We start from the raw sequence: 25,837 nt of genomic DNA on the forward strand, positions 1-25,837 counted from the left end.
GTGCGGCGTAAGACAACAGCCGCGCGCGCCAGTCATTACTAAACCTTTCGTACAAGAGCCCGCTGCCATGCTGAACGGACGCGACCCGCGCATCGATTTTTTTCGGGGCCTGGCGTTGATCTTCATTTTCTGGGATCACGTCCCCCACAACCCCCTCGGCCAGATCACCCTGCGCAACATCGGTTTCAGCGATGCGGCAGAGGTGTTTGTGTTCCTCGCCGGTTACGCCGCCGTTTTGGCCTACGGCAACGTCCTGCAACGCGACGGCTACTGGATCGCCTCGCTGAAAATCCTGCGGCGCGCCTGGGTGCTGTATGTGGTGCATATCTTTTTGCTGGCGATGCTGATGGGCATCGTGTTCTTCGCCAACAGCCATGTGGAAACCCGCGACCTGGTCGAAGAGATGGGCCTGACGCACTTCGTCACCCACCCGCAGCAAGCGCTCACCGATGAATTGCTGTTGCGCTTCAAGCCCAACCTGATGGACCCGCTGCCGCTGTACATCGTGCTGCTCGGCGGGTTGCCGCTGGTGCTGCCGTTGCTGCTGCGCCAGACCTGGGCGGTGGTGGCCGTGTCGTTGAGCGTGTACCTGCTGGCGCCGTGGATGGGCTGGAACCTGCGGGCGATTGCCGATGGCGTGTGGTACTTCAACCCCGTCACCTGGCAGTTGCTGTTTGTGCTCGGCGGCGCGGCGGCGATTCATGCCCGCCGGCCACGCCCGGCAGAGCGCCGCGCGCTGCTGCGTCAGCCGCTGTTTGTGGCAGCGGCGGGCTACTCGCTGCTGGCCGCGATCATCACGCTGGCCTGGCGCTGGCCCGAGGTGCATGACGCGCTGATGCCCGCGTGGCTCAGCGAACGGCTGTACCCCATCAGCAAGACCGACCTGTCGCCGGTGCGCCTGGTGCACTTCCTGGCGCTGGCTTATGTCACCGCCAAGCTCTTGCCCCATGCCGGCTGGACCCGCCATTGGCTGGCGCAACAGAGTTGCCGCATGGGCCGCTATTCCCTGGAGGTGTTCTGTCTCGGCGTGCTGCTCGCACCGCTGGCGGACATGCTCAACGCCCTGGCCGGCGACGCGTTGGCCATGCAGCTATTCAGCGCGTTGGCAGGCGTGGTGTTGATGGGCGCTCTGGCGACCTGGCTGGAATTCAACAAACGCCTGGACAGCAGGTTGCAAGCGCGTCGCTCACTGCCCACGTCATCATTAAATAGATAGCCCCGGCCGTTTTCGCGACGGTGCTTCCATGCCCTTCCACTTATCGTGAAAGGGTATGGCTGATGTCAACTTATCAACGACTCAACGGGTTATCAGGCAACTTGCAGTCCAGCAGTTCCTGGTCACGGCAACAAGCCCTTGAGCAGATTCAGAACAACGTGATTCAAGCCATGAGCAGCTTGAACCCACAGGAAAAAGCCCGCTACGTCAGGTTGCAACGCGAGGCATTGAGCGCCTTGACCGCTCTGGAACACGCCCAGCAAGCGCTGACCCGCGACTTCAAGACTCAAGGCCTTGCGCAACTGCGGGAAAAAATCGGCGGGCGCGATCCCGAGCAATACACCCTGTTCACCCGCTACAAAGAGAAACGGGAGCAGGGCTTCCCCTGGGACCCGCCGCAGCCGCTCCTTCCGCTCAATACCGTGCCCTTGCCCGCCGCGCGCTATCGTCGGGCCCATTACGACTTCCATTACATTGAGCATCTCAAGCACATGTCGCTGTGGGAAGCGGCCTGCCTCAACTACGGTTTCACCCACTCCATTCACGGGGACTCGGGTTTCAGCCTGGTGGAAGCCAGCTATATCGTGGGGCCGGACAACGACAGAAGCCTGGGCGCACTGGCCTTCATCGAAGCCGCCCGCACGCTGGACCTGGGCGCTCAACTGCGCGACAAAGCCCGTACCGCCATGGCGCCGGGCGGGCCGTTGCGCCCATTGTTCGAGGCGTCGGCCAAGGCCAGCCTGCTGTTCGACGTAATCGAAGCCTACCGCAACCGTGCCACTACCGGCGTCACCCTCGAGATCTACACGCGACTCAACGCCGCCATCGAAGGCACTGGTGCGCAATTGCCGTTCGACACGCTGAACCTGAGCTCCGGTATCACCCCCCTGATCTCCGTGCCCTTCGTCCCCTGGGACAGTTGCATCCCCGTGCCCTTAATGCTGATTCGCGTGGCCAGCCTGGGCGTGTTGTCCTACTTCCCTTTCCGTCCCGGCGGGGCGTTGCAATACCACGACGATGCCCAGGCCGCCGAGTACGCGTTTCGCACACAACTCACTGACAGCCACGCGAAAAAAGACTTGGGCTGGTTCTCCCGGCAATTGCCGTTGATCGGGCTGTCGGTGTTCAGATCACTGATCAACAAAGCGCCGCATCTGAAGGGGTTCAGTTGGTTAGGCGCTTATGTGTACGACGGTTTTCACCTGGCCTTCTCAACAAAGACCCTGGACAACATCCGCTTCAACACCGACATCAAATCCGGGCGCGCAATCACCCTGGTGCAGGCGTGTGCCTATCGCCAGATCCAGCGCTTTCAGTCAGACCTCGACACACTGGCGCAAACCCGCTCGGAAAAAGACTGGCAAGCCCTCAAAGATGCGGCGGCGGCGATTGCCGGTGAAGTGCTGCAGATGCTGCTTACGCCATTGCCCGGCGGCGTCACCGGCATGAACCGGGTCATGCAACTCGCGGTCATGGGCAGCCTGACCTACAGCGCCGCCCAAGGCGTGAATGAGCTGGCCAAGGGCGAAGCCAGCGGATTTGCCTCGGCGCTGGCCGATGTCACCGACCTGGCCGTCAGCGGCAAGCTGATCTCAACCGCCGGAAGGGCCCATCGCCAACGCATGCACGCGTACCTGGAAAAACTCGGCAACCCGTACAAAATCACGCGCGCCGACGGCAGCCATGGGCTCTGGAAAGCCGACGCCCAACCGTATGCCCACGACAACCAGCGCCTGGTCAACGGTATCACGCCCAACGCGTTGGGCATTTACGTGGTCGAGGGTCACCTCTACGCCAAACTGCGCCAGGGCGAGCTGGACGTGCTGATCGAAGTCAAATTCGACGACGCGCACAAACGCTATGTACTCACACGCGGTAAAGACGGCTACACCCCAGCGATCATATTCGCCCCAGAGCTCCAGGCCTGGACCTTCGATCTGCACAATGCCCATCTCCTGTCCAACCCGGAGTTGCTGCAACGCATGCTGCCCAACGGGGCGTCGACGATCCCGTCGGCCGACCTTGAACACATGCTACGCAGCACCGCCACCACTCGCGATACGCTGGATCGCGTGTGGCGCGCCCAGCCGGCACCGTTGAACCTGATCGAAGGCGCCCGGCGACTGCAGGTCGATCAGGTCATCCAGCAAATCATCGAGCGGTTCCCCCAACCCGGCCAACTGCCGGCGCATGCCGACAGCACGGTCTTCTGCCTGCTGACCCAACTCAACGGCTGGCCGACCGACACCCTGCTGCATATCCACGATGCACAAGGCACGCGGATCGAGACCTACGGCAAAACCGAGCAACCACCCCCACGCGCCCATGCCATCAACCTCAAGCGCCGCGAGGATGGCAGCTACACAGACCTCAACGACGCGGGCAGCGGCCCCGAGGGCAACGAGCACCTGCTTCAACTGATCATCCGCCAGCAACCACGCGACTCGGCCCTGGGTAAAGAGGACCAACCCAACGCATCCGAGGACGCGCGCGTCAGCAGCGTACGCCAACAGGTTGGCGCATTGGCAAGCCTCGAGCGCCACGCGCTGTTTTCGGCGCTGTTCGATTACTGGGGCTACGAAAAAGCGGAACTCGCCGCCGCACCGGCGGCAAGACGGTTTCTGCCGGTCAAGGTGTCACCGGCCTTGATTACCGTCACGCCCCTGTTGAAAAAACTGCGCGACCTGAACCCGCCCCTGACCGCCGCCAACCTTGCGCGATTGCTCGCCGAGCACCCGCTGACAGCACGCCAGCAAGAGGCGTTTCTGAGCGGTGGCACCTTGCCGGTAGCGTTCGTTGAAACACTCGATCGCCAACGTACCGCGTTGCGCATCGACGCGGTGATCGACAGCCTGTACAACCCCCGCGACTTCAATGCCGACACTGACCTCTGGGCCCGGGAATTTGCCGGCGCGCTGATCCGCGACACCCTCAAGCGTCCCTTCGTGGTCACGGATGTCAGCCAGGGCGAGACCTTCGTGCCCAGCGGTGCGGACGACCTCACCGTCAACCTGCGCTTGCACCCCGGCGGTCGCTACCAGGCCTATGACATCCGCAACGACAGTGAAATCCCCGTCTCACCCGCCCAAGACAGCTTCTACCTGGCCATCGCCTCGGTGCTCCACCCCCACGAACGTCAACAACTGGGCATGAGCAGTGTCACCGACGCCAAGGGCCTGCGCAAAACCCTGGGGGACAACATGAGCGCCCGACGCAACCCCCAAGGTCACGTCAGCCTGGTCAATGGCTCGCTGGTGCCCTACCAACACAACCTAATGCTGTCACCTGGCCTCAAACCCAGGACCGACGGGATCTTCATGATTGAGGGCAACGAATACCTGCCGCTGTTCGGCAGCCTGTTCCGCATCGTCTTCGATAAAACGCTGTTCAAATGGCGGCTCAAGCACCCGAAAAAAATCGGTGTCGACACCCCGCTCCTGGAGCACAACGGCCAGGGCACCTGGCGCCTGGCCAGCGAGAACCCGATGACCTGGGACACCCACCAGCTATTCCACCGCCTGGGGCACGAGGACTACGCGTTTACGCAGGAACGGGCCAGTCAAATCCTCGCCCTGACCGACACCCCGGACCACGTGCTGCGCCAGGTACACCGTGCCACCCACCCGGTGCCGCCGTTGTTGGCCGACACCTGCAAACGCTTCAAGATCGAGCAACAGATTCAACACTTCATCAATGCACTGCGGGTGAACCCCAACACCCAGGAAGCCGAGCCGGCCCTGCAATTGCTGGTGATCTCCGCGTTGCAGGGATGGCCGGACAACCACAGACTGCAGATCGTCGGCCCCGGGAACGAGGTGCGCTATCAATACCCGGCCAGTGCGGGCCCGAACGCTGAAACAATCCTCGTGACCGAGCAGGACTACAGGGACGCCCGCCTGCTGAACCAACTCACCGGCTACGACACGCTGATCAATGCCTTGTTGGGCGAATTGCCCAGCTCCGCTGAAGAGCGCTTGTTCAAACTGGTGAAAAAAATCGTCGAGTTCGCCGAGAAAGAAACCAACCATCTGTTCAATTCGCTCTACCAAGAGAGCGAGCACCGCAGCCCCAACGTCGCGCGCGAACGCTTCAAGGCCGCACATGCCGACTTACCCAACAACACCGTCGACAGCATCCTCGACCACGCAACGCCCCGCGAACTCAAGCAACTGCACGAACACGGCAAGGTGAGCCTGCGCCTCGGCGAAACAGCCCGACTGACCGCCCACGAGGTGCGTCTGAACCGCGCCTTCGAGGGCTTGTACCTGGACAACCTGATCAACCCGGACAGCGACCGGATCATCCTGCACCTGCTCAACACCGTGCCCGGCTGGCCCAGCGACCTGCACATCGAAGTCCGCGACCGACACTTCAGCGGCTCCAGCATCGAAGCCGCCGGCAACCCGGCCGGGACGCGCCAAAAAGTGCTGGTCAAGCAACACCAGGTCTACCACGCCTACGACTCACAAGGAGCGCCTCTCGCCGCGCCCGTCGGCAGCGGCAGCAACCTGCTGTCAGCCATCATCCAGACGTTGACCGACACCGAACGGAGCACGCTGGGAATCACACATGAAGACGACCTCGCGCCACTTCAGGAGCAGATCGCCAAGCTGGCGCTGTCCCAGCGCGTGGCGATAAAAAGCCTGCTGGACCTGCCGCACCTGCAACCCTGGCTGCAACCGCCGATGGGCCTGGATCGCTCATTTCTGGTGTACCCCGTCTGGAACTGGCTGTGGCCATTCGGCGGTAATCGCGCGCCGGACCTGGTGAGCAGGGTCCAGGAACTCTACCCCCGGTTCGACAATGACACCGCCCGCGCCTTCATCCGCTGGCTCAACCTGGATGAGCCGGCCGCCCTGATCGAGCTTGACCGACGCCAGGCCGAATACAGCTTCATGGACATTGAACTGACCCGCTGGAGCGACACCCCTCGTGACACCGACAACGACGAAACCGACCCACTGGGCCTCCATCTGGGCCGTCGTCGCCATATCGCCAACACACTGCGCAGGGCCTGGCGACGGGATGAGCCGCCACAGGTCTACATCGATGGGTTGTTTCATGCGGAGTCATTGACATTGCAACTGGACACCATCGATCTGCCCACGGCGGCCTTTATCAACGGGTTCAGGGGCTTCGAGCACATCGAGCACCTGAGTATCGCCGGGGACAGCTTCCCCGCCTCGGGCCATACATTCCTCGCGCTCTTCCCAGGCTTACGGGCCCTGCAAATCGACTGCCAGTTGAGCGAGCTACCGAGCGCCATCACTCAGATGACGCAACTCACCCGCCTGAACCTGGAAGGCAACGCGCTGGTTTTAACCGAGGAGTCCGCCGCACGCCTCGCCGCCATGGTCAACCTGGAAAACCTCAACCTGGGTTACAACCCCCTGGGGATCACGCTCGACGTCACGCGAATGAGCCAACTCTCGACCTTGGATTTAAGAGCAACCCATACCCAACAATGGCCGATCGGCGCCGCAGATCACGCGAATCTGAACACCCTGTACTTGCAGGAAAACCAGATCTCCAGCATTCCCGAGCGCGTGTTTACCCACCCCAGAGCCATCATCCGAAATCGTTCGACGTTCCTGCATGACAATCCGCTGTCGCCCCAAACCTTGCAGCGCATTAGGCAATACCAAGTCGACATTGGCATGGCCGTAGGGGGCTCCCTCCCCGGCATCGCCCACACGCCGCCCGCCGAACGCGGCATTTTGCCTTGGCTGGTCCACCTGAAACCCTTTAAACACGACAGCGCCAGAGAACTGTGGAACGGTCTGTCAAGCCATGAAGGCGCCCGTCCCGATGATGTCTTCAGAGTGTTGGCGGACTTGACCAAGTCTCTGGAGTACACCATCGCTGGAAATGCACGTAAAAAACTGACATTCCGGGTCTGGAACCTGCTCGATGGCCTGAGCAACTCCACCGAGCTGCGCGAAAAAGTGTTCCTCAACACCCATGCGGCGGGCACCTGTGGCGACGGCGCCATACTGCTGTTCAACAACATGGAGCTCATGCACCGAGTGCATCAGACCCTCGCTCGATACGACGAAAACCGCATCGACCGCGAACTGCTCGGCCTGGCCAAACAAGTGTATTACCTGGAGCAGCTCGACCAGTTCGCCGACGATCACATCAGCCGCTTGACCGCGCAAGGGCGTTCGCCGGACCCCGCCGAAATCACCCTGTTCTATCGGGTGATGTTGCGCGAGGAATTCAACCTGCCGGTCCAGGCGGACCAAATGTTGTATTCAGTGGAGGGGTACGGCGTGGTCGACAACGATGTCCAACAGGCGCGTCAAATGCTGCGCGGGTTGAAGGATTCCCCTGGGCTGGTGAACGCATACAAAACCTGCGACTTCTGGCTCGACTACCTGGAACGACGCTTTCCCGCGCCCTTCTTGACGATCAAGGAAGTGACCCGCTACAAGATCGGGCTCTTGCAAAAGGAGCTGCCGGACAAACACTCCGATGAACACCTCGACCGCCTGCAAGCGCTGATCGACACGCAGACCGCCGAGCGCAACCGCCTCATCGGCCAGTTGACGGACGCCGCCCTTCACGCGTTGCCGCGCGACTGAGCGCATCAAGGCGGCCTGTGCGCCACAGGCCGCCTTGAACAAGCGTTACGCCGAGCGCGCGACGCCTTGGGCAACCTGGGTCGGTTGCAATTTGAACGTGTAGAACAGCACCGTCAGCAGCACCAGGAATACCGGGCCGACATACAGCGCGACGCGGGTGTCCGGGAAGTACGCCATCAGGCCCACCACCAGCACCAGGAACGCCAATGCCAGGTAGGAACTGACCGGGTACAGCCACATGCGGTACTTGAGGCCCGCCTGTTCCGCCGGGCTCAGGCTCTTACGGAACTTGAGCTGCGCCAGCAGGATCATCACCCAGGTCCAGATCGCGCCGAAGGTGGCAATCGAGGTGACCCAGACGAAGACTTTCTCCGGCACCAGGTAGTTGAGCAGCACGCCCAGCAGCAACGCAGCGATCGACAGCAGCAACGCATTGCGCGGTACGCCGTTGCGCGAGGTGGTGCCGAAGGTCGCGGGGGCCTGGCCGTTCTGCGCCAGGCTGTAGAGCATGCGCCCGGTGCTGAAGATGCCGCCGTTGCAGGACGACAAGGCAGCGGTGATCACCACGAAGTTGATGATGCCGGCGGCGGTCTTGATGCCCAGACGCTCGAAGGTCATCACGAACGGGCTGCCCTGGGTGCCGATTTCATTCCACGGGTAGATCGACAGAATCACGAACAACGCGCCGACGTAGAACAACAGAATGCGCCAGAACACCGAGCCGATGGCATTCGGGATGGTCTTCTGCGGGTTCTTCGCTTCACCGGCGGTGAGGCCGATCATTTCCACGCCCAGGTAGGCGAACATCACCATTTGCAGGGACATCAACACACCCTGCACACCGTTGGGCATGAAGCCGCCGTGGGCCCACAGGTTGGAAATCCCCAGCGCCACGCCGTCATTGCCGAAACCGAACGCGATGATGCCGACGCCGCCGATCACCATGGCGATGATGGTGACGATCTTGATCAGGGCGAACCAGAACTCGAACTCACCAAACGCCTTGACCGCGATCAGGTTGATCGTGCCCATGCTGATCAAGGCCGCCAGGGCCCAGATCCAGCGCGGCACATCGGGGAACCAGACGCCCATGTACACGGCCACGGCGGTGATTTCCGCAACGCAGGTCACCAGCCACAGGAACCAGTAGTTCCAACCGGTGAGAAAGCCCGCCAACGGGCCGAGGTAATCCTGGGCATAGCGACTGAACGAGCCGGCGACGGGGTTGTGGACCGCCATTTCGCCAAGCGCGCGCATGATCACCAGGATCGCCAGGCCGCCAATGATGTAAGAGAGCATGATCGCCGGGCCGGCCATTTCAATGGCCTTGGCCGAGCCAAGGAACAGGCCGACACCGATGCAGGCGCCGAGGGCCATCAGGCGAATATGCCGTTCGCCCAGTTCACGTTTCAGCGGGCCGCCCTGAGCGGTCTCGCCATGAGGCAGGTGGTTGCCAACTGGCATAGGGGTACAACCTCGTCTTGTTATTGGATTAAGCCACCGAGTACTCGACGTCGCAGCAGGTCTGCCAGGACGCCTCACACCGGGTTCGCCTCATGGGCCAACCCGTCTGGCCAGGGCCAGTTCAGCGGGGGTGCAGTATAAAAAGCTCAACCCAGGGTTTTTCACTTAATAAACGGCAAGATTCAGCGAGAACTCGCGGTAAAAGCGGCTTTTGTGGAGGGGCATTACCTGGATAGCGTAAGGATTTTCTCCGTTTGACGCGCGCCGAGTATTGCACAGCTTTGGTGCAGCGTCATGCCCCTACCTAGGCCGTATATACCCAGCCGAAGGCTCTGCTTCAATACTTTCAGCCCATCGGGCGGACAACGCGGAAGCCGGCCACGGCCGAACGGGAAGCATCGCCATACCCGCCGCCGGGCCGCCCCTTCACCATGGGGTGCTTCGATTGCCAGGACGGCAATCCCAGCGAAAGGATCTCCCCATGCCGACCACCCTCGACGTACTCCAACAAGGCCGGGCACGACGCCTGGCCGCCGATGGCCAATTGATCAGCGCGTTGTTCAATCACCTGACAAACGGCGACTCCACCACAGTGATCGTGCCCGAGCACTCCACCCTGGGCTGCTGGCTGCAGGTATACCGCCGCGCACTCAGCCGCCCACACCTGCGGGCCTGGGCCACGCGCCTGCCGGTGGACCTGGCCGGCCTGGACGTGCCGCTCGAAACCGCGCCGCTCGAACTGCCGGCGCAATCGGTGCTGAATTTCTACGGCTATCCCTACCCCGAGCATCGCGGCGAGCGCAGGGTGATCTCCCAGGCACTCGATCAATCGAACAGTTTCGCCGAGCCCAAGGCGGGGCTGGATGACGGGTTGAAGCGGTTGAATCAAGACCGGCAACAGATCGCCGACCAACTGCAAACCCTGCTCGACGACGACGATTTCAGCCTGTTTTCCTGCTACAGGAGCTATTTCAAACTCGACTCCGGTTCGTTCTGGGCCACCGCCCAGCAAACCGGCGCCACGTTACTCGACGCCATCACCCGCAGCCCGTCGTTCCTGGCGCTGGAAGCGGTCGACGGCCTGCAACCCGGCACGTATATGTTCGATCCCGCCACACGCCGGCTCAGCGGCAAAAAAGCCTGGGGCGGGCTGGTGGATATCGGCATCGAACAACTGCTGGCGCTGCCCCTGGACGGCCAGCTCGAACACCTGGTCGAAGTCGCCGAGCAGTTGGGGAGCTTTGTCCACCAGAGCGGCCAGTTCAGCCTCGCCCAACTGCTCAATTGCCATGATCTGCCGGTGCCCGACACACCCGCCGAAGCCCGCGTGCTGATCGACACGCTGCGCCAGTCGACGGCGTTGACCACGCTGCCGGTCAGCGACCTGGCCAACGCCGATCTCGCCCTGATGCAGCACCAGCAGTGGCTGGCCCAGGACCATGACCGCGACGTCATGGCCGAGTGCTTGAAAGGCCTGATCCAAGCCCCGCCCAACGACCACGTGATCGACACGGCCAGCGTGACGTTGCACCCCGCACCGGACTCCGGCGCGCCGCACCATCCCGCCGTTGTCCCGCACCCCATCTGCGGCCCCTTCACCCTCCAGCAACTGCTGCAACAGCATGATCTTGCCCCACCGACCAGCGTCGACGAAGCCCAGGACACCCTGCAAACCCTGGAGATGAACCTGCCCCGCCGCCCCGAGTTCGACGACTATCATGGGCTGTTGAGCGCCACGACTCACTCGCCGGTACGACTGCTCAGCGAACAGCGCCACAGCGTTCTCGCCACCGCCAATCACGGCCTGCCCGATGGCCACCCACGCCTGCTTGACCGCTTGTGCGGCACACTGCTGGGCGACCTGAGTGCTGACGCGATCCGCGCCCAGGCCGACCACTTGCTCAAACAACTGCTGCGGCGCGGACCGGCGCGGCAGTTGGGCCAACAACTGGTGACGGCGCTGCACTGGTACGGCCAGCACCCGGACGAAGCCGCCAGCCAGACCAGCCTCGACCTGTTGGTGTTGAGCGCCCTGATCCTCGACCTCGACCCTGGAGCCGGCGAAGCAGGCGCTCCCATCGCCGGTTTCGAGCTGAGCGCCCACGCGGGCAAGCCCCATGGCGAAGTGCGCCAAGACCTGGAACTGCATTTGGTGCGGACCTGCAAGGTCTCCACCCGCGCTGCGCCCCTCGCCGCCCACCTGTTGCTGGCCGGCGCCGCGCCGGAGTTTCTGGTGCGCGGGCTGCCTGCGACGATGCGCTTTCGCAGCTCGATCGCCTGGATGAGTTTCAAGCAAGGGGTCTTGATCGCGCAGGCCATGGCGCCCGGCTCACCGCGCCAACTGAGCTACCACGACATGCTCGCCCTGGCATCCATGCCCGCCACGACCGGCCAGCAACAACAGTGGCGCGAATACCTCGCCACCCGCACCCTGCTCGACTGGGCCATCACCGTGGGCGAACTGCCCGAACGCGACAACACCGCCTACCTCGCGCATGAAATCGACGCGCTGAAGCTGCGCCTCAGCCAACGCCTGCACGCCTTGAAGGCAGCCCTGATCACCTTTGCCGACGCGCCACCGACCCGCCGCAGCATTGCCCTGGCCGACCTGAAAAACCTATTCCCCAACCAGACGCTGCTGGACAAAGCCTGCCTGTGGCGCCCCGTCCCGCCGCTCGCCGGCGGCAGCCTGCGCTTCCCGATGCACCATCACGAGCGCCGGAACTACAGCCTGCACAGTCTGGTGGAGTTGCACATGGATGGCCAACTGGGCGACAGCCGCTGGCAGTCCACCGAGCCCCAACTGGACCTGGCACAACTACGCCCATCGTTCGGGCGCCTGGGCAACATCCATCAACGCTTCGACAGCGCGTTCGCGGCCTACATCGAACGCCTGAAGCAGGCCTACAGCAGCCTGATCGAAGACCTGCTGGCGCAACTGCCGCTGGCCGACCGACACCACCTGCAACAGGCCGACTTGCAGCTGTTGGTGCTGAAAAAAGAACCCGGCAAAGACCTCGCCCTGCTGAGCCCGGAGGAAGCGTTGGCGCGCAGCGCCCGAATGGGCGTGATCCTGCGCGGCACATCGCCCAGCGCGGTGCAGGAATACGAGCTGTTCCCGCTGTTGAACCGCGTCGACAAACGCCGCGGCGCACCGCTGGCATTCCGCGAGGGCGGCACGCTGATGTCGGTGGCCACCGGCACTCCCCACGCCACCCGCCCGGTCACCCAACTGCTGATGGGCGATGAACTGCCGCTGGACTGGGACGCCTATGCCAACGGGCGCCCGCCACGGCCGGGGGTGCGCGCCAAGGTCATTGTGCAGACGCTGTGGTCATTCAGCCCGCCCCCCGCCCAGCCGCCGACGACGGCGGCGCTGACCTATGGTTCGACGCTCAACCGCGCCATTGCCCAAGCCATCGTGCGCGAGCACTTCTTCCTCGAAGTCGACGCCTTGCACCTGCAAGCCCGGGGGACCACGCAGCGCGAGCAGATGCAACAACGCTGGGATCGGTTGTGGACACGCCTCAAAGCCCTCGTGCCGTTCTGGTCCTGCGCCGAGGACCTCGGTTCCGGCGACACCCGCCGTGTCATCGACGGCGGCTACACCTGCTTTATCGACCTGTTGGCGCTGCTGTTCCCCACCCAGCGCTTTCTCACGGCGTCCCTGGCGGTGTTGAAAAAAACCGCGCCGTTGCCGATCAAACTGCTGCAATTGGCCCGCTTGAGCGGCGCCTTCCTCAACACCGCGCTGAACCCGCTGGACGGCCTTCCGGGCCTGTTCAGGCTGGCTCGCAGCGGGGTGATCCGGCTGAGCGGCGGCGCGCGGAAAATCCTCCACACGGCTATCGAACAGGTTCAACGTCGCACCGCCGACCGGTTCCTGCTCGACTACCCCCGGCTGCTCGCCGGCGCCAACCTCGGCAGCGGCACGCTGCTGCGCGGCAGCGACCTGCTGCGGATCAATGCGCTGCTGCACAAAAACCACTGGTACCCGTGCCACCCGTTCACCGGCAAACCCTATGGGCCGCCGAGCCACACCTTTCGTCTGGACAGCGCCCTTGGCGTGGCGCCGATGCAGAACGCCCGCGGGCAGCAGGTGCTGGTCAGCGAACGGCTGTTCGCCACCCAGCCGCTGCTGATTGTGCGTCGCGACGCCACCGACCTGCTCGACGGCGACAACCTGTTCCGCCTGGAGCACCAGGCGCCGACCCACCTGGACGACCTGGCCTCGCCCGCCTACTTCAAGGCCGCCGAAGGCTTCGACAGCCTGTGCGGTGCGGCGCGCAGCAAACGCAGCCCGATCCCACTGATCTGCTTCACCAAAAAACTCACCGCATTCAACGCCTCGATCCAGCAACGCCGCGCCCAGGCCATCGAGCACCTGCGCCTAATCCCCGCCCCCGCCGTCGGCCCTGACCCGCGCAAGCTGGTCCACAACCGCCGGCTGTACGAAGCGATGCCCCAAGGCACCAGCTTTGAACTGACGCCAGTGGCCAGGACCGCGCCGCTGACCTACAAGCCCCAGCTCACCGGTCGGCTCATCGCCAACGAAGCGCAATTCGGCCTGCCCAACAATCAGTTGGACAATCAACTCAACCGCGACACCCGCGTGGTCGAGCTGACCGGGCTGACAGCGGGCACCGATGACAGCCGAACCCTGCGCGCCATGGCGATCGAACTGACCCCGGCGGGAGGCACGCGGATTATCGTGGAGGCCGACGCCGGGGTCTTTTACGAAGGCATCGCCATCGCCCCCGCTCCGGCGATGCTGTTCAACCGCCTGGACTTCAACCTCGGCGGTGAACCCGAACAGCTGATCCGCGCATTCAGCCAGCGCAAGCTCGACTACTTGAGCGCCGCCGGGTTTGTGCATAACCGCCCGTTGGTCACACTGCCCACCCTGGAGGTACTGAGCCAACAACTGGCCAGGCGCGGCTTCGGTGCGGCCAAACTCAAGCGCCTGCTCGAGCAGTCACGCGGCCTGCGGGTCATCAAGCAGCGCGAGTTGTTGCTCAACGCCAGCGATCAGGGGCAGCGCCTGGGCATGAGCGTGGCCGTCACACCCTTGAAACTCGACACCTGGCCGCCCTACCTCGCCCAGCCTGGCCAGACCCTCAATCAGTACCTGGCCAGCAAGGCCCAGGCCAGCACCGTGGCGTTGGTCAAAAGCACCGGGATCGGCTCGGCCAACATCGTGGGCACGGGGGTCGACGAGCTGGAACGGCTGGCCATCGCCGAACCGCTGGTGATGTGGCAGTACAGCCGGGCGGGCCAGCCCAACTACACCGAAGTGATCCTCAAGACCGGTGCAGGCAATTGCGACCAGATGGCCCACGTGGCGAGCGAACTGATCAGGTTCAACGGCGGCGCCGCGCGCGTCTGGGGCACCAGCCCGCCCGCCCACGCGTTTGTGGTGGTGGGGAACCCGCCGGCGACGCTGGGCTCGACCCTGGACTTCAGCGAAGCGGGCTGGGTCGGCCTGTGGATATGCGACCCCTGGGCAGCCATCGTCTGCCCGGCAAGCGACTATGTGCGTCAACTCAACGTCAAAATGCACATGTGGTACCTGGAAGACATTTCGGTGTTTTTCAACGATCGCGGCACCTACCGCTGGGGCCAGGCCAACGACCGCAACTGGCTGGCGCTGCTGCGCAACGGCGTGAAACGCCCGCAGCCGTGAGCCGACACATTTCGTCACCAACGACTAAGCTTCACCCAAGTCCGATCAATCTGCGTAAATGGATGAATCGACTATGGGCGCTTTATGGCAAACCGATTCGAAACAGGCTGCGCTGCCGACCGACAGCCCGGATCAACTGCCATTGCCACACAGCGCCCGCCGGCGATCCGGGTGGTGGCGCCTGGTGTGGCTGGTGCTGTTGCTCGCGCTGCTGGCATTGGGCTGGGCCGCCAGCGTGGAAATGCACACCTCGCGCCTGCAGGCCCGCTACCTGAGCCCGTTGGCCGCCACCCTCAGTTATCGCCTGGAGCCCGGCGCCAGCGATGCCATCGTGTACCCCGGCGACGGCCCGTTCGACCGGCGCCTGGGCTACAGCGCGCTGAATGAATTCCTACCGCGCCTGCTCAAGCGCAATTACCTGATCCAGGCCCAGACACGCTTCTCCCCGGCCTTGCTGGGCTATGCCGAGCACGGGCTGTTCGTGCCCTACGCGGAAAAAGTCCAGGCCGGCCTGAGCATCACCGATTGCCGCGCCGCGCCGCTGTATGCCTTCACCTACCCGCAACAGCTCTACGCCAGCTTTGCCGAGGTTCCGCCATTGGTGGTGCAGAGCCTGCTGTTCATTGAGGACCGCGACCTGCTGGACCCCACGCAACCGCTGGCCAACCCGGCGGTGGACTGGCCGCGCTTTGCCAAGGCGGCCTGGTCGCAAGTGGCCAAACTCCTGCATCTGCCGGGGCAGACCGCCGGCGGCAGCACCCTGGCCACACAGCTCGAGAAATATCGCCATTCGCCCGACGGCTTGACCTTGTCCGGCGGTGAGAAAATCCGCCAGATGATGTCCGCCAGCGTGCGGGCCTACCAGGCCGGGCCGGACACCTCGGGCAGTCGGCGCAATATCGTGCGCGACTATCTCAACAGCGTGCCGTTGTCCGCCGTGCCGGGCCACGGCGAAGTGCATGGCCTGGCCGAAGGCCTGCGGGTGTGGTACGGCGCCGACTTCAATCAGGTCAACCAGGCGCTGAGCGACAGCGCACAAGACCCGGCGAGCCTGGCCAGACGCGGCCTGGCCCTGCGCCAGGTGCTGTCGCTGATGATTGCCCAACGCCGGCCCTCGCACTACCTGACCAAAGGTCGCGAAGAGCTGGCGCAATTGACCGACAGCCATATCCGCCTGCTCGCGCAGAACCAGGTGATCCCCGCCACCTTGTCCGCCGCCGCCCTCGCCAGCCACGTGACCTACCGCGACTGGCAGCAGCAACCGACCCTCCAGCCGGTAGAAACCAACAAAGCCATCAACGTCGCCCGCAGCCGTCTCGCCAGCCTGCTCAACCGCTCGCTGTATGACCTCGACCGCCTCGACCTGTCGGCCACCAGCACCTTGCATTACGCGCTGCAAACCCAGGCCACCGACTACCTCAAGCACCTGGCCGACCCGACGTTCGCCGCGCAGATGGGCCTGCTCGGCCCGCGCCTGCTGACGCCGCAAAGCACACCGCAGGTGCGCTACAGCTTCACCCTCTACGAACTGACGCCCGACGGCGCACGCGTGCGGGTGCAGACCGACAACACCGACCAGCCGTTCGATATCAACGAAGGCAGCAAACTCGAACTGGGCTCCACCGCCAAGCTGCGGGTGCTGACCACCTACCTGCAGATCGTCACCGAGCTGCATGCACGCTACCAGGCGCGCACGCCCGCCGAGCTGAAAAGCGTCGAGCTGCCCGAGCAGGATGTGCTCTCGCGCTGGGCGCTGAATTACCTGATCCAGCACAGCGACCGCGACCTGGCGAAAATGCTCGACGCCGCCCTCGACCGCACCTACTCGGCCAGCCCCGGCGAGGCGTTTTTCACCGGCGGCGGCCTGCACCGCTTCCATAACTTTCGCAACGAAGACAACGGCCGCAACCCGACCTTGCGCGATGCCCTGCGCGAGTCGATCAACCTGCCGTTCATTCGCCTGATGCGCGACCTGGTGCGCTACACCACCTATTCGGGCGAAGACAACAGCGCACGGCTGCTCAAGGACGACAACGACCCGCGCCGCCAGGAATACCTGGCCAAGTTCGCCGACCACGAAGGCACCGCGTTCCTGCTCAAGTTCTGGAAAAAATACCGCCACAAAGACACCCAGGCCCGGCTCGACACCTTCATGGACAGCCTCCACCCCACCGCGATCCGCCTGGCCGCCGTCCACCGCTATTTGCTGCCCCAGGCCAGCCAGGCGAGTTTCAACACCTTCGTGCGCTCGCACCTGAAAAACCTCAAAACCCCCGACACGCTCAGCGACGAGCGCCTCGAACGGCTCTACCAGAGTTACGGCCCCGGCGCCTACGACCTGCCGGACCAGGGCTATATCGCCAAGGTGCATCCGCTGGACCTGTGGCTACTGGGCTACCTGCTCAACCACCCTGAGGCGAGCTTCGACGAAATCGTCAAAGCCAGTGAATTCGAACGCCAGGAGGTCTACAGCTGGCTGTTCAAGAGCCGTCACCAGAGTGCGCGTGACAGCCGGATCCGCACCATGCTGGAGATCGAAGCGTTCCTCGATATCCACCAGCGCTGGCAGGCCGTGGGCTACCCGTTCGACCATCTGGTGCCGTCGCTGGCCACCGCCATCGGCAGTTCCGGCGACCGCCCCGCCGCCCTTGCGGAACTGATGGGCATCATCCTCAACGACGGCGTGCGCTTGCCGGTGCTGCGTATCGACAGCCTGCAATTCGCCAGCGGCACGCCCTATGAAACCCGCGTGGTCAACGACCCGAACCGCGGCAAACGGGTGCTGCCCAGCGAAGTCGCCACGGCGTTGCGCGGCGCGCTGTCGCAAGTGGTCGACGCCGGCACCGCCAAGCGGGTGGCCGGCAGCTTCAAACTGACGGACGGCACGGCGCTGGCGATGGGCGGCAAAACCGGCACCGGCGATAACCGCATCGAGGCCATGGGGCCCGGCGGGCGCATGCTCAGTTCGAAATCGATCAACCGCACGGCGACCTTCGTGTTCTACATCGGCGCGCATCACTTCGGCACCCTCACCGCGTTTGTGCCGGGGGCGTCGGCGCAGCACTTCACCTTCACCTCGGCCTTGCCGGTGCAGGTGCTCAAGGGCATGGCGCCGATGCTCAACCCGCTGCTGCAACCGGGCGACCCGACGCTGTGCCTGGCCCGCCAACCCTGACGCCCGGCTGCACTACCTATCTGCCACCGCGGCGCGACGCCGCCACACACACTCATGGATCACCCTTTACAGGACTTGATCCATGCCCGCTCTACCGTCACTCGACAGCGCCTTCAACGGCGCCCACTACGCGCACATCCGCGACGCCCTGCCGGCCTGGCTCACCCAGGCCACGCCCGCACGCCTCGGCGCATTGAAAACCGCGCGCCTCAACAGCCTGACCGCACCGGCCCCGCTCAAGGCCGCCATTGCCGAACATTGGCAGCGGCAAAACCGCCTGGACCAACGGCTCGCCGCGTTGAACGATGTGTACGCCTTCGCCGAGCCATTGCTCAAACACGCCCTGCGCGACTATGGCGCGGTGGATGTGCGCAACACCTACCTGCGCCTCTATGTCGAAGCCAACCTGGCCTGGTGGAAGATCAACATCAGCGGCGCACAGACCAGCAAGACCGTGTCATTGCTCGATGCGGCGCTGGGCAACTTCGCCGCCAGTGACGACTTTCTCGACTTCGCCTTCCTCGGCCCGAGCGATGCACGCGGCCAGCGCGATGTGCTGTCGATCACCCACCGCACCAGCGGCGCCCGCCTCACGGCGCAGGGGTTCAAAGCTATTTGCCGCCAGCTGGATCTCGGCGCGCAGTATCAACTCAAGCTCAGCCAGGCGCTCGGCTTCAACAACCCGCCGCTGGCCCGCACGGTTCACGACGAGGTGGTCGCACGCCACAAAGCCGCGCTGAACAGCGCCGCCCACCTGGCCCTGGCCAAGGGCGACCTCGAGCCCGAGACGCACGGTTCGATGCTTGACCTGCTGAGCGACCGGCCGAGCCCGCTCCAGGCCTACACCCTCAGCGTGATGAACGTCGCGCTGGTGGGCATCGTGCTGTTTATCGCCGCGCCAGGCCCTCGGGTGATCGCTTATGTCGCCGAAGACCCCGAACACCCGCTCAAGGCATACCCGTCGCCCCAGGCGTTCATGGCCGAACTGACCCGTCAGTTGCGCGACAAGGCGCGCTACCAGGTGTTCTTCAGCCAGTTCGTGCCCCATGCCGAGCGCGGGGCTTTTTTTGCCGGGCTCAATGCGCGCCTCAGCCACATCCAATGGCACCAAAAAGCCCGCACCGACAGCGGGCCGAGCTGGAAAGACACGCCGATCAGCGACCCCAACCTGCACTTCAGCGTGCAACGCTGGCAGGACGATTATCGCCAACGCCCGCCGACACCCCACGCGGACACCCTGTGGAGCTACCTGTTTCGCGTGCAACTGAACAAAATCGTCAACGATGCGCGGACTATCGCCGTGTCCAGCACCGACGTCGAACGCCACGCCCGCTGGGCCTGGTGGGACAACCTGGAGCAGATGTTCGCCGACCTCCTCAATGCCGCGTTGCTGGTGCTGACGCCCTTCGTGCCGGTGCTCGGCGAACTGATGCTGGTCTACAGCGCCTACCAGATCATGGACGAGGTGTGCGAAGGCGTCGTCGACTGGAGCGAAGGCCGGCGCACCGAAGCCTGGGAACATGTGGCGGGGGTGGCCGACAGCGTGATCCAGTTCGCCCTGTTTGCCGCGGGCGGCCACATCGGTCAGTTGGCGCGGCTCAAGCTCTCGCCCTTCATCGAAGGCCTGGTCCCGGTGCAGCGAGCCGACGGCAGCCGGCGCTTGTGGAACCCGGACATCAGCGCGTTCGCCCGGAAAACCCCGATCCCCGCCGATTCGATACCGTCGCCCGCGGGCCTGCATCAGCATGACGGCAAAACCCTGCTGGCCCTGGGCGAGCATCACCTGGAGGTGCAATACGACCCGCTCAGCGACGCGCACCGCGTGGTCCACCCCGAACGCCCGGACGCCTACCGGCCGCGCCTGCAATTGAACGGCGACGGCGCGGCGACCCACGAGGGCGAACGCCCGCGCACCTGGGAGCGTGCGCAGTTGCTGCGACGTCTCGGGCATCGGGTGCAACCGTTCAGTGACACGCAGCTGGAACAGCTAAGGGTCGCCAGCGCCACCGAAGACGGCGCCCTACGCCGCATGTACGAGTACAACGAAACACTGCCGCCGTTGCTCGATGCCGGCCTCAAACGGCTCGAAGCGGCCGACTCCATCCAGGCGGCCAGCGAAAAAATCCGCGCCGGGCAGGCTTTGAGCGCCGACCCGAGTTCGGACTGGTTCGAGCAGATGGTCACCGAACTCGACGGTTGGCCCCGGAACAAAGCACTGCAAGTGTTCCTCAAGCCCGACCTGAGCGGCAGCTCGCACCGCTATGGCGCTGCGCAAGCCAGCGCCGCCGACACCTTGCGCATCAGCCTCGGCGAAGTGCTGTCCGGGCACTTGCCGGAACGGGTGCTGGGCTTTCTCGATGAAGCGGCAATCACCCGCCTGCTGGGCGCCGAGGTGCCGAAGTCGCAGCGGGTACACGCGTTACGCGAGCAACTGGCCGACTACGTATTGAGCCAGAGCCGCGACATCGCCCCGGCGGTCTACCGCGCCCGTGAAGAGAGCGACGACCCCGGCATTATCAGCCTGCGCCACGACCATCCCGACCTCGACCTGAGCCTGGCCCGCCGCCTGCTCGACACCGCCCGCCCCGCCGAACGCCAGGCCCTGGCCGCGCACCGGCGCGGGCCGTTGCGCCTGCGCAACCTGGCCGACGAGCTGCACGTGGCCGCCGAGGCGGCACGCGCCTATGAAGGCTTCTATCCACCAGCGTCGCCCAGCCCGGCCACGGAAACCCTGATGCTCAAGACCCTGCAATTGCACGCCGACGTGCTCAGCGACCTGCACCTTGAAATCCGCAACGGCGCCGTCACCGGCCCTCTGCGCAGCCAGGCCGGCCCGGACACTGCCACCACTCGCCGGGTGTTGGTCCACAACAGCCTCGGTTATGCGGTCTATGACGGCGCCGGCCAACCGTTGCACAGCCCGGCCAATCTGTACGAAGCCGTGTTGTCGAGCCTGCCCGCCGCGTCGCACAGCGGGCTGGGTTACCGCCCCGGCGAAGGTGCAGACCTGCGGCGCTGGCTGATGACCGCCCTGGAACCCTTGGCCGCGCGCCGCACGCTCCTCGCTGAGCCGGCGACTCACCGGGTGATGGAGCGGCACACCCAACAGTTGCTCGGCGGCCCGCTGCTCAGTCGCTGCCGCGCCGCCCCTGCCGATCACCCGGCGACGTTTGCCAGGGAGGTCTTGCAACGCTTGTTTCCGAGTCTCAGCGAGCAACGGCTGAGCCGCTTTATCGAGGCGATCCCCACCGACCAACTGGGCACCACCCTGAACGACCTGACCCTGGAGAAACAAACCCTGCACAGCCAATTGCAGACCTGGAAACAATCGCCCACCCATCACCCCAAAGGCAGCGTCCAGGAGCGTCAACAACTGGCCAGCCGCAAACGCCTGGCGCTGCTCCTCGAACAGACCTGGGCCGACCGCTACGCCGAATACACCGACGATTGGGGCCGCACCCAACGCGGCGCTCGGGTGGACATGAACGGCATGCCGTTACCCGAATCGCTGCCCGCGCTGACCGTCAACTTTGAACATGTGACATTCCTGGACCTGAGCCAGAGCAGCGTCGGGCAAACCCACTGCGGCTTGCTCAAGCACTTCCCGGCGCTGCACTCCCTGGACCTGAGCGACAACCACCTGAGCAGCCTGCCGGTCGAGCTTGGCGCGATGCGTTTGCTGCGCAACCTCAACCTCGCGAGCAACCGCCTGGCCCTGTTCCCCGAAGACGTGACGCGCCTGCGCAACCTGCGCCGCCTGCAAGTCCTGATCCTCAGCCACAACCCGCTCAGCCTCGCGCCGGACATCACGCGCATGCCCAACCTGCGCCGCCTCGACCTCAGCCACACACAGATCGGCCAATGGCCCCGCGGCCTGTTTGCCCACCCCAGGAACGATGCGTTCGACCTGAACCTGAGCGGCAACCCGATCCGCGCCCTGCCCACCCTGACGCCGGAACCCACGGCTGCGCGCACCGTGGCGCGCACCCGCCTGGACCGCAACACGCTGAACGACGATCAGCGCACTCTGTACGAACGCTACCGCAGCGAGGCCGGGCTGGACCCGTATCGCACCTATGAGCCCCAGGGCAGCAGCGATCCCTGGCTGGAAGGCGTCGACGCCAACACCCGGCTTGTCCGCGAGCAGCTGTGGGACGCCGTCGAAGACGAACACGGCTCCCAGGGCTTTTTCGAAGTCATCAAGCTGCTTGAGCCGCCCGAGTTTTTCGAGAACCCCCAGGACCAGCAGCGCTACGCCCGCAACCAAGCGGAACTGACGCAACGGGTATGGCGCTTGATCAACGCCACCCACGCCGACAGCGCCCTGCGCGAGCGCTTGTTCAAGCTGTCGAGCTTCCCCGGTTTGTGCGGCGACGGCGGCGCGCAGATTTTCAATGAGATGGGGATCGAGGTCATGGCCAGCGAAGCCCGGCGCTTTTCCGCGTCACTGGCTGAACTCGAAGGCCGGCTGGTGACCCTGGCCAAGGGCGCGGCGCGCCTCAAGCACCTGAACCTGGTGGCCCAGGCGGACGTCGCCCGGCGCCTGCGGCCCATCGACGCCGGTGGCGAAGGCCAGCGCCTGCGCTCCGAGCTGGTGGACGGCGAGGCCGGCGAGGTGGACGAAGTGGATATCCACCTGGCCTACCAGACCGCCCTGGCCAACAGGCTGGATTTGCCCTGGCTGTCGGACCACATGCTCTACCGCGACACCGCCAATGTCAGCCCGGACCGCATCCAGCAGGCGTACACCACGGTAAGGGAAATGGGCCAGGGCGACGGCCTGGTCAACCAGATCCTCCTTGAGCCGTATTGGGAGACCTTCCTGCAGGAAACCTACGACAACCGCTATCAACAGAATCTCACCGAGTACACGCAGAAGTTCTACCGCCTGGACGACCTGCAAACCCTGCAGGCGCAATGGCGCGAAGAACGGGAGCCGCAGCAAAAAGCCCAGCTCGCCGAGCAGCTCAAGGCCCTGGCGGACGAACTGGACACGGCCGAAAACCTCGTGCTCAGCGACACGCCGATCAGCGACGCGCTCTACAACCGCCTGCTCAACGACCTGGGCTACAAGGAGAAAGACTGGATGCGCGGCCTGACCCGCACAGCCCTGAAAAACGCCGCTCAACAGCGTAACCGGGCGCCGTTGTCCGACACGTGAGGGCACTGCAGGCGCGCATGCCCGCGCCTGCACCCCCCGCGGGTTACACCTCCGAATCCCAGATCACTGTGACGTTCCCTTCATAGGTGCCGGACTCACCGGGCTGCAACATCGTCTCCACATCGTCGCGCGCCACTTCGAAATGCAGGGTGCCAGGCTTGCGGTCGACGAACATCGTCGACAGCAACAGGTGCGTGCCGCTGCCGTCCAGCCGCAGCGGACGGCGCTGGACCGGCTGGCCCTCGGGGTCGACGATGCCGTGGGGCATGGTCACGCCGACCTGCAACGGCACCGAGCGCCCCGACCTGGCGTCACGGATCCGGCAGGTGTTGTCTGCCGCCTCGACGTACTGGCATTCCATGCCGATCCTGAAGCGCGCGGTGGAATAGAAGTTGAAGGTCTGGTCCCTGAACAGCCGCGTCGGTTTGCGCCCCTGGCTCAACCAGCCTTGCCAGCCACCCTGGGGCAGCAACTCGACGCGCTCACCGCCCGGCGGGATCTCGACCTTGAGGATGTGATCGACCGAAAGAATGAAATTGAGGGTGATCTGCTCATCGTTGGGTAACATCACGTTGCCCAGGTCGAAGTCCTTGTGCGGCCCGACGCTGTACGTCACCTGCCCGCGGTAGGTCCCGGCCCTCATCCCCAGGGGGTCGGGCGTGACCAATTCGTAGGTGAAACCGAGGCCATCGAACCAAAATGTCTCGGCGGGGATATGGCTGGCGGCTCTTTGCGCACACCCCCTGACACCTTCCGGCAAAAACCAGGTGAACGCGAAAAGCCATTGGTTGCCGACACTCACCCCGCTGGATTGACACGGTGGCGGTGGATAATCGTGTTCCCAACGCACAGTGGGGTCCTGCCGCAGCCACCGGAACACCATGCCAATGCCACTGATCCGGAACTGAAGGGTTTCGGCCTCTCCCGTTTCGTCATGCACGACGGTGATGTTTCTGCGTTCGGTCGGCGCATGAAACAACAGATGATTGCGATCGTCCCCGCCCGGCACGATCGGCGCGCTCATCCGAAAATCGATCGGAAGACCGATGCTGTAGCGCGTCTCGTTGCAGTACTGTGGCGCCCAGGTGCAATAGCTGTTACCCGGCGGCGTGTGGTTTTTGAACACGTTGCGCGCCGGCTGGCTGGGGTCCGGCCGGAACGAGGCCAGGATGTCCACGGTGGCCGCCGTTACGTCGGCGGGCAGCCCCACCAGCAGCCCGGCCAACCACAGCCCCAACACCTTGTTTTTGATTTGCATGGGTTCACTCGTTCTGAAAAAACTCAAGCGTGGCCCCCGGTTCATGGGCGCAACGCATCGAAAATGATCTGCACGTTGCCGAAGTACTGACCGGGGAGGTAACCGTCCTCAGGCTTCTGCGCGGCAATTTCCAGCAGCACTCGCTTGCCGACACGGGCCTCGGCTTCCGGCACCACGCGCATCGCGTCGAGCCCCAGCACCTGCTGATTGAAGGTGACGGTGAGCGCAATGTTGTCGCGGCCGTTGAACAGCACCGGTTCATAGGCGAGGTAAGCGTCCACCGCGCCCAACACGTTTTTCACATCGAAAGGCTCGCGCAGCGCACTCAGGGTTTCAGTCACCGGGTTCCAGCTCAGGGTTTGCTCACGCTCCAGAAAGCCGGGGTTGAGCGGCAATACATAGAAGTCACTGGTGGGGACTTTGACCGACACCTGGAACACCGCCTCCTCGCGGGCGGCCAGGGCGCTGAAGCTGAGCGCGCTCAACAGCGCCAACACGGCCCAGCGGCTCATCCTTTCACCTCTTGATTCTTCTGCGTGTCGCCTTCCACCAGCTTGAAGGTGTAGTGGCGCCCGGTTTGTTTATCGAAGGTAAAGGCACGCCCCGGTAGCACGTGGTTCTTGGTGGTCGGATGGCAATCGGTCGGCTTGCCGGCCACACAGTTCTTGAATTCGTCGACCACGATCACGCTGTTGCCGTTGTTGCGCAGTTCATAGCGGGTGGCGCCATCGTTGATGCGGGTGTCGTAGCGGGTGTCCTTGGGGCGCACGAAAAACACCGTGCCATAGCCGGCCAGCACGCTGACGCCGGCCTGCAGGGTCTTTTGATATTCCTCACGCTCTTCTTCGGACAGGGCAAACGCGTCCTCTTTTTCCGGCACCACCGGGATGTAGCGCACCCGGAAGTAACGCTCGCTGGCGCGCTCGCCCATGTACAGCAAGCGCGTGCCCTGCATGCCGTTGGCCGGCACGATCAGGCGCGCGGGGCTGGCCATCAGGCCATCGCGGGCGCTGGCGTCGGCCTGGGATTGCACGGGAATTTCCTGGGGCACGCCGCTGGCGTCGTAGACGATTTCGAGGATCTCGACCTTGACGAACGCGGTGCTGGTGCCGCCGTTGAAGATGCGTTTGAGGTAGCTGCTCTTGCTCCCGTCCAGGTAGTCATAGACCACGCCGACGTTGATATTCGGGCCCGCCTGGACCCCCAGGGAAACCATCCACACGCCCAGGATTGCGGCTAATACTTTCATTGCTTTACACCTCATTAACGGTTGGCCTGAAGCCAACCCACTCGACT

At 64.2% G+C, this 25,837-nt stretch carries 9 protein-coding genes; 5 read left to right on the top strand and 4 right to left on the bottom strand.

Going from position 1 to position 25,837, the window contains the following annotated elements; all coding sequences use genetic code 11:
* Window positions 1–67: 67 nt before the first annotated feature.
* Both C8K66_RS21545 and C8K66_RS21550 read left to right on the top strand, forming a co-directional pair.
* Window positions 68–1,216, top strand: a complete 1,149-nt coding sequence (locus tag C8K66_RS21545) for an OpgC family protein (RefSeq protein WP_079442933.1) — start codon at window positions 68–70, stop codon at window positions 1,214–1,216.
* A 62-nt stretch (window positions 1,217–1,278) separates the two neighbouring features.
* Window positions 1,279–7,800, top strand: a complete 6,522-nt coding sequence (locus C8K66_RS21550; protein ID WP_256591019.1) for an NEL-type E3 ubiquitin ligase domain-containing protein — start codon at window positions 1,279–1,281, stop codon at window positions 7,798–7,800.
* Window positions 7,801–7,845: 45 nt separating this feature from the next.
* Here the strand turns inward: C8K66_RS21550 and C8K66_RS21555 are convergent, their stop codons facing one another.
* The gene (locus tag C8K66_RS21555; protein ID WP_017844578.1) at window positions 7,846–9,264 is read right to left on the bottom strand and encodes an amino acid permease; all 1,419 of its coding nucleotides are present in this window, start codon (window positions 9,262–9,264) and stop codon (window positions 7,846–7,848) included.
* 481 nt (window positions 9,265–9,745) lie between these two features.
* Here C8K66_RS21555 and C8K66_RS21560 point away from each other — a divergent pair, with 481 nt between their 5' ends.
* The 3 genes from C8K66_RS21560 to C8K66_RS21570 all read left to right on the top strand — a co-directional run bounded on the left by C8K66_RS21560 (window position 9,746) and on the right by C8K66_RS21570 (window position 23,283).
* On the top strand, window positions 9,746–14,947 hold the full coding sequence (locus C8K66_RS21560; protein WP_108525888.1) for a hypothetical protein: 5,202 nt from the start codon (window positions 9,746–9,748) through the stop codon (window positions 14,945–14,947).
* A gap of 73 nt (window positions 14,948–15,020) precedes the next feature.
* Entirely contained in the window at window positions 15,021–18,122 is a 3,102-nt protein-coding gene (locus C8K66_RS21565) for a transglycosylase domain-containing protein (RefSeq protein ID WP_108525890.1), read from the top strand.
* Window positions 18,123–18,204: 82 nt separating this feature from the next.
* Entirely contained in the window at window positions 18,205–23,283 is a 5,079-nt protein-coding gene (locus tag C8K66_RS21570) for an NEL-type E3 ubiquitin ligase domain-containing protein (RefSeq protein WP_108525892.1), read from the top strand.
* A 43-nt stretch (window positions 23,284–23,326) separates the two neighbouring features.
* Here C8K66_RS21570 and C8K66_RS21575 read toward each other — a convergent pair whose 3' ends face one another.
* The 3 genes from C8K66_RS21575 to C8K66_RS21585 are packed head-to-tail and all read right to left on the bottom strand — an operon-like array spanning window position 23,327 to window position 25,790.
* On the bottom strand, window positions 23,327–24,541 hold the full coding sequence (locus tag C8K66_RS21575) for a hypothetical protein (protein ID WP_017844574.1): 1,215 nt from the start codon (window positions 24,539–24,541) through the stop codon (window positions 23,327–23,329).
* A gap of 41 nt (window positions 24,542–24,582) precedes the next feature.
* On the bottom strand, window positions 24,583–25,053 hold the full coding sequence (locus tag C8K66_RS21580; protein ID WP_017844573.1) for a CS1 type fimbrial major subunit: 471 nt from the start codon (window positions 25,051–25,053) through the stop codon (window positions 24,583–24,585).
* A complete protein-coding gene (locus C8K66_RS21585; protein WP_017844572.1) occupies window positions 25,050–25,790 on the bottom strand; it encodes a hypothetical protein in 741 nt (246 codons plus the stop codon). Before C8K66_RS21585 ends, C8K66_RS21580 begins: the two co-directional genes overlap by 4 nt.
* Window positions 25,791–25,837 lie beyond the last annotated feature (47 nt).

It is taken from the genome of Pseudomonas sp. GV105 (assembly GCF_003058185.1).
Classification (GTDB): Bacteria; Pseudomonadota; Gammaproteobacteria; order Pseudomonadales; family Pseudomonadaceae; genus Aquipseudomonas; species Aquipseudomonas veronii.

Coding starts and splice junctions, on each gene's coding strand:
- C8K66_RS21545 (WP_079442933.1), top strand. CDS start 68: ATGCTGAACGGACGCGACCCGCGCATCGATTTTTTTCGGGGCCTGGCG.
- C8K66_RS21550 (WP_256591019.1), top strand. CDS start 1,279: ATGTCAACTTATCAACGACTCAACGGGTTATCAGGCAACTTGCAGTCC.
- C8K66_RS21555 (WP_017844578.1), bottom strand. CDS start 9,264: ATGCCAGTTGGCAACCACCTGCCTCATGGCGAGACCGCTCAGGGCGGC.
- C8K66_RS21560 (WP_108525888.1), top strand. CDS start 9,746: ATGCCGACCACCCTCGACGTACTCCAACAAGGCCGGGCACGACGCCTG.
- C8K66_RS21565 (WP_108525890.1), top strand. CDS start 15,021: ATGGGCGCTTTATGGCAAACCGATTCGAAACAGGCTGCGCTGCCGACC.
- C8K66_RS21570 (WP_108525892.1), top strand. CDS start 18,205: ATGCCCGCTCTACCGTCACTCGACAGCGCCTTCAACGGCGCCCACTAC.
- C8K66_RS21575 (WP_017844574.1), bottom strand. CDS start 24,541: ATGCAAATCAAAAACAAGGTGTTGGGGCTGTGGTTGGCCGGGCTGCTG.
- C8K66_RS21580 (WP_017844573.1), bottom strand. CDS start 25,053: ATGAGCCGCTGGGCCGTGTTGGCGCTGTTGAGCGCGCTCAGCTTCAGC.
- C8K66_RS21585 (WP_017844572.1), bottom strand. CDS start 25,790: ATGAAAGTATTAGCCGCAATCCTGGGCGTGTGGATGGTTTCCCTGGGG.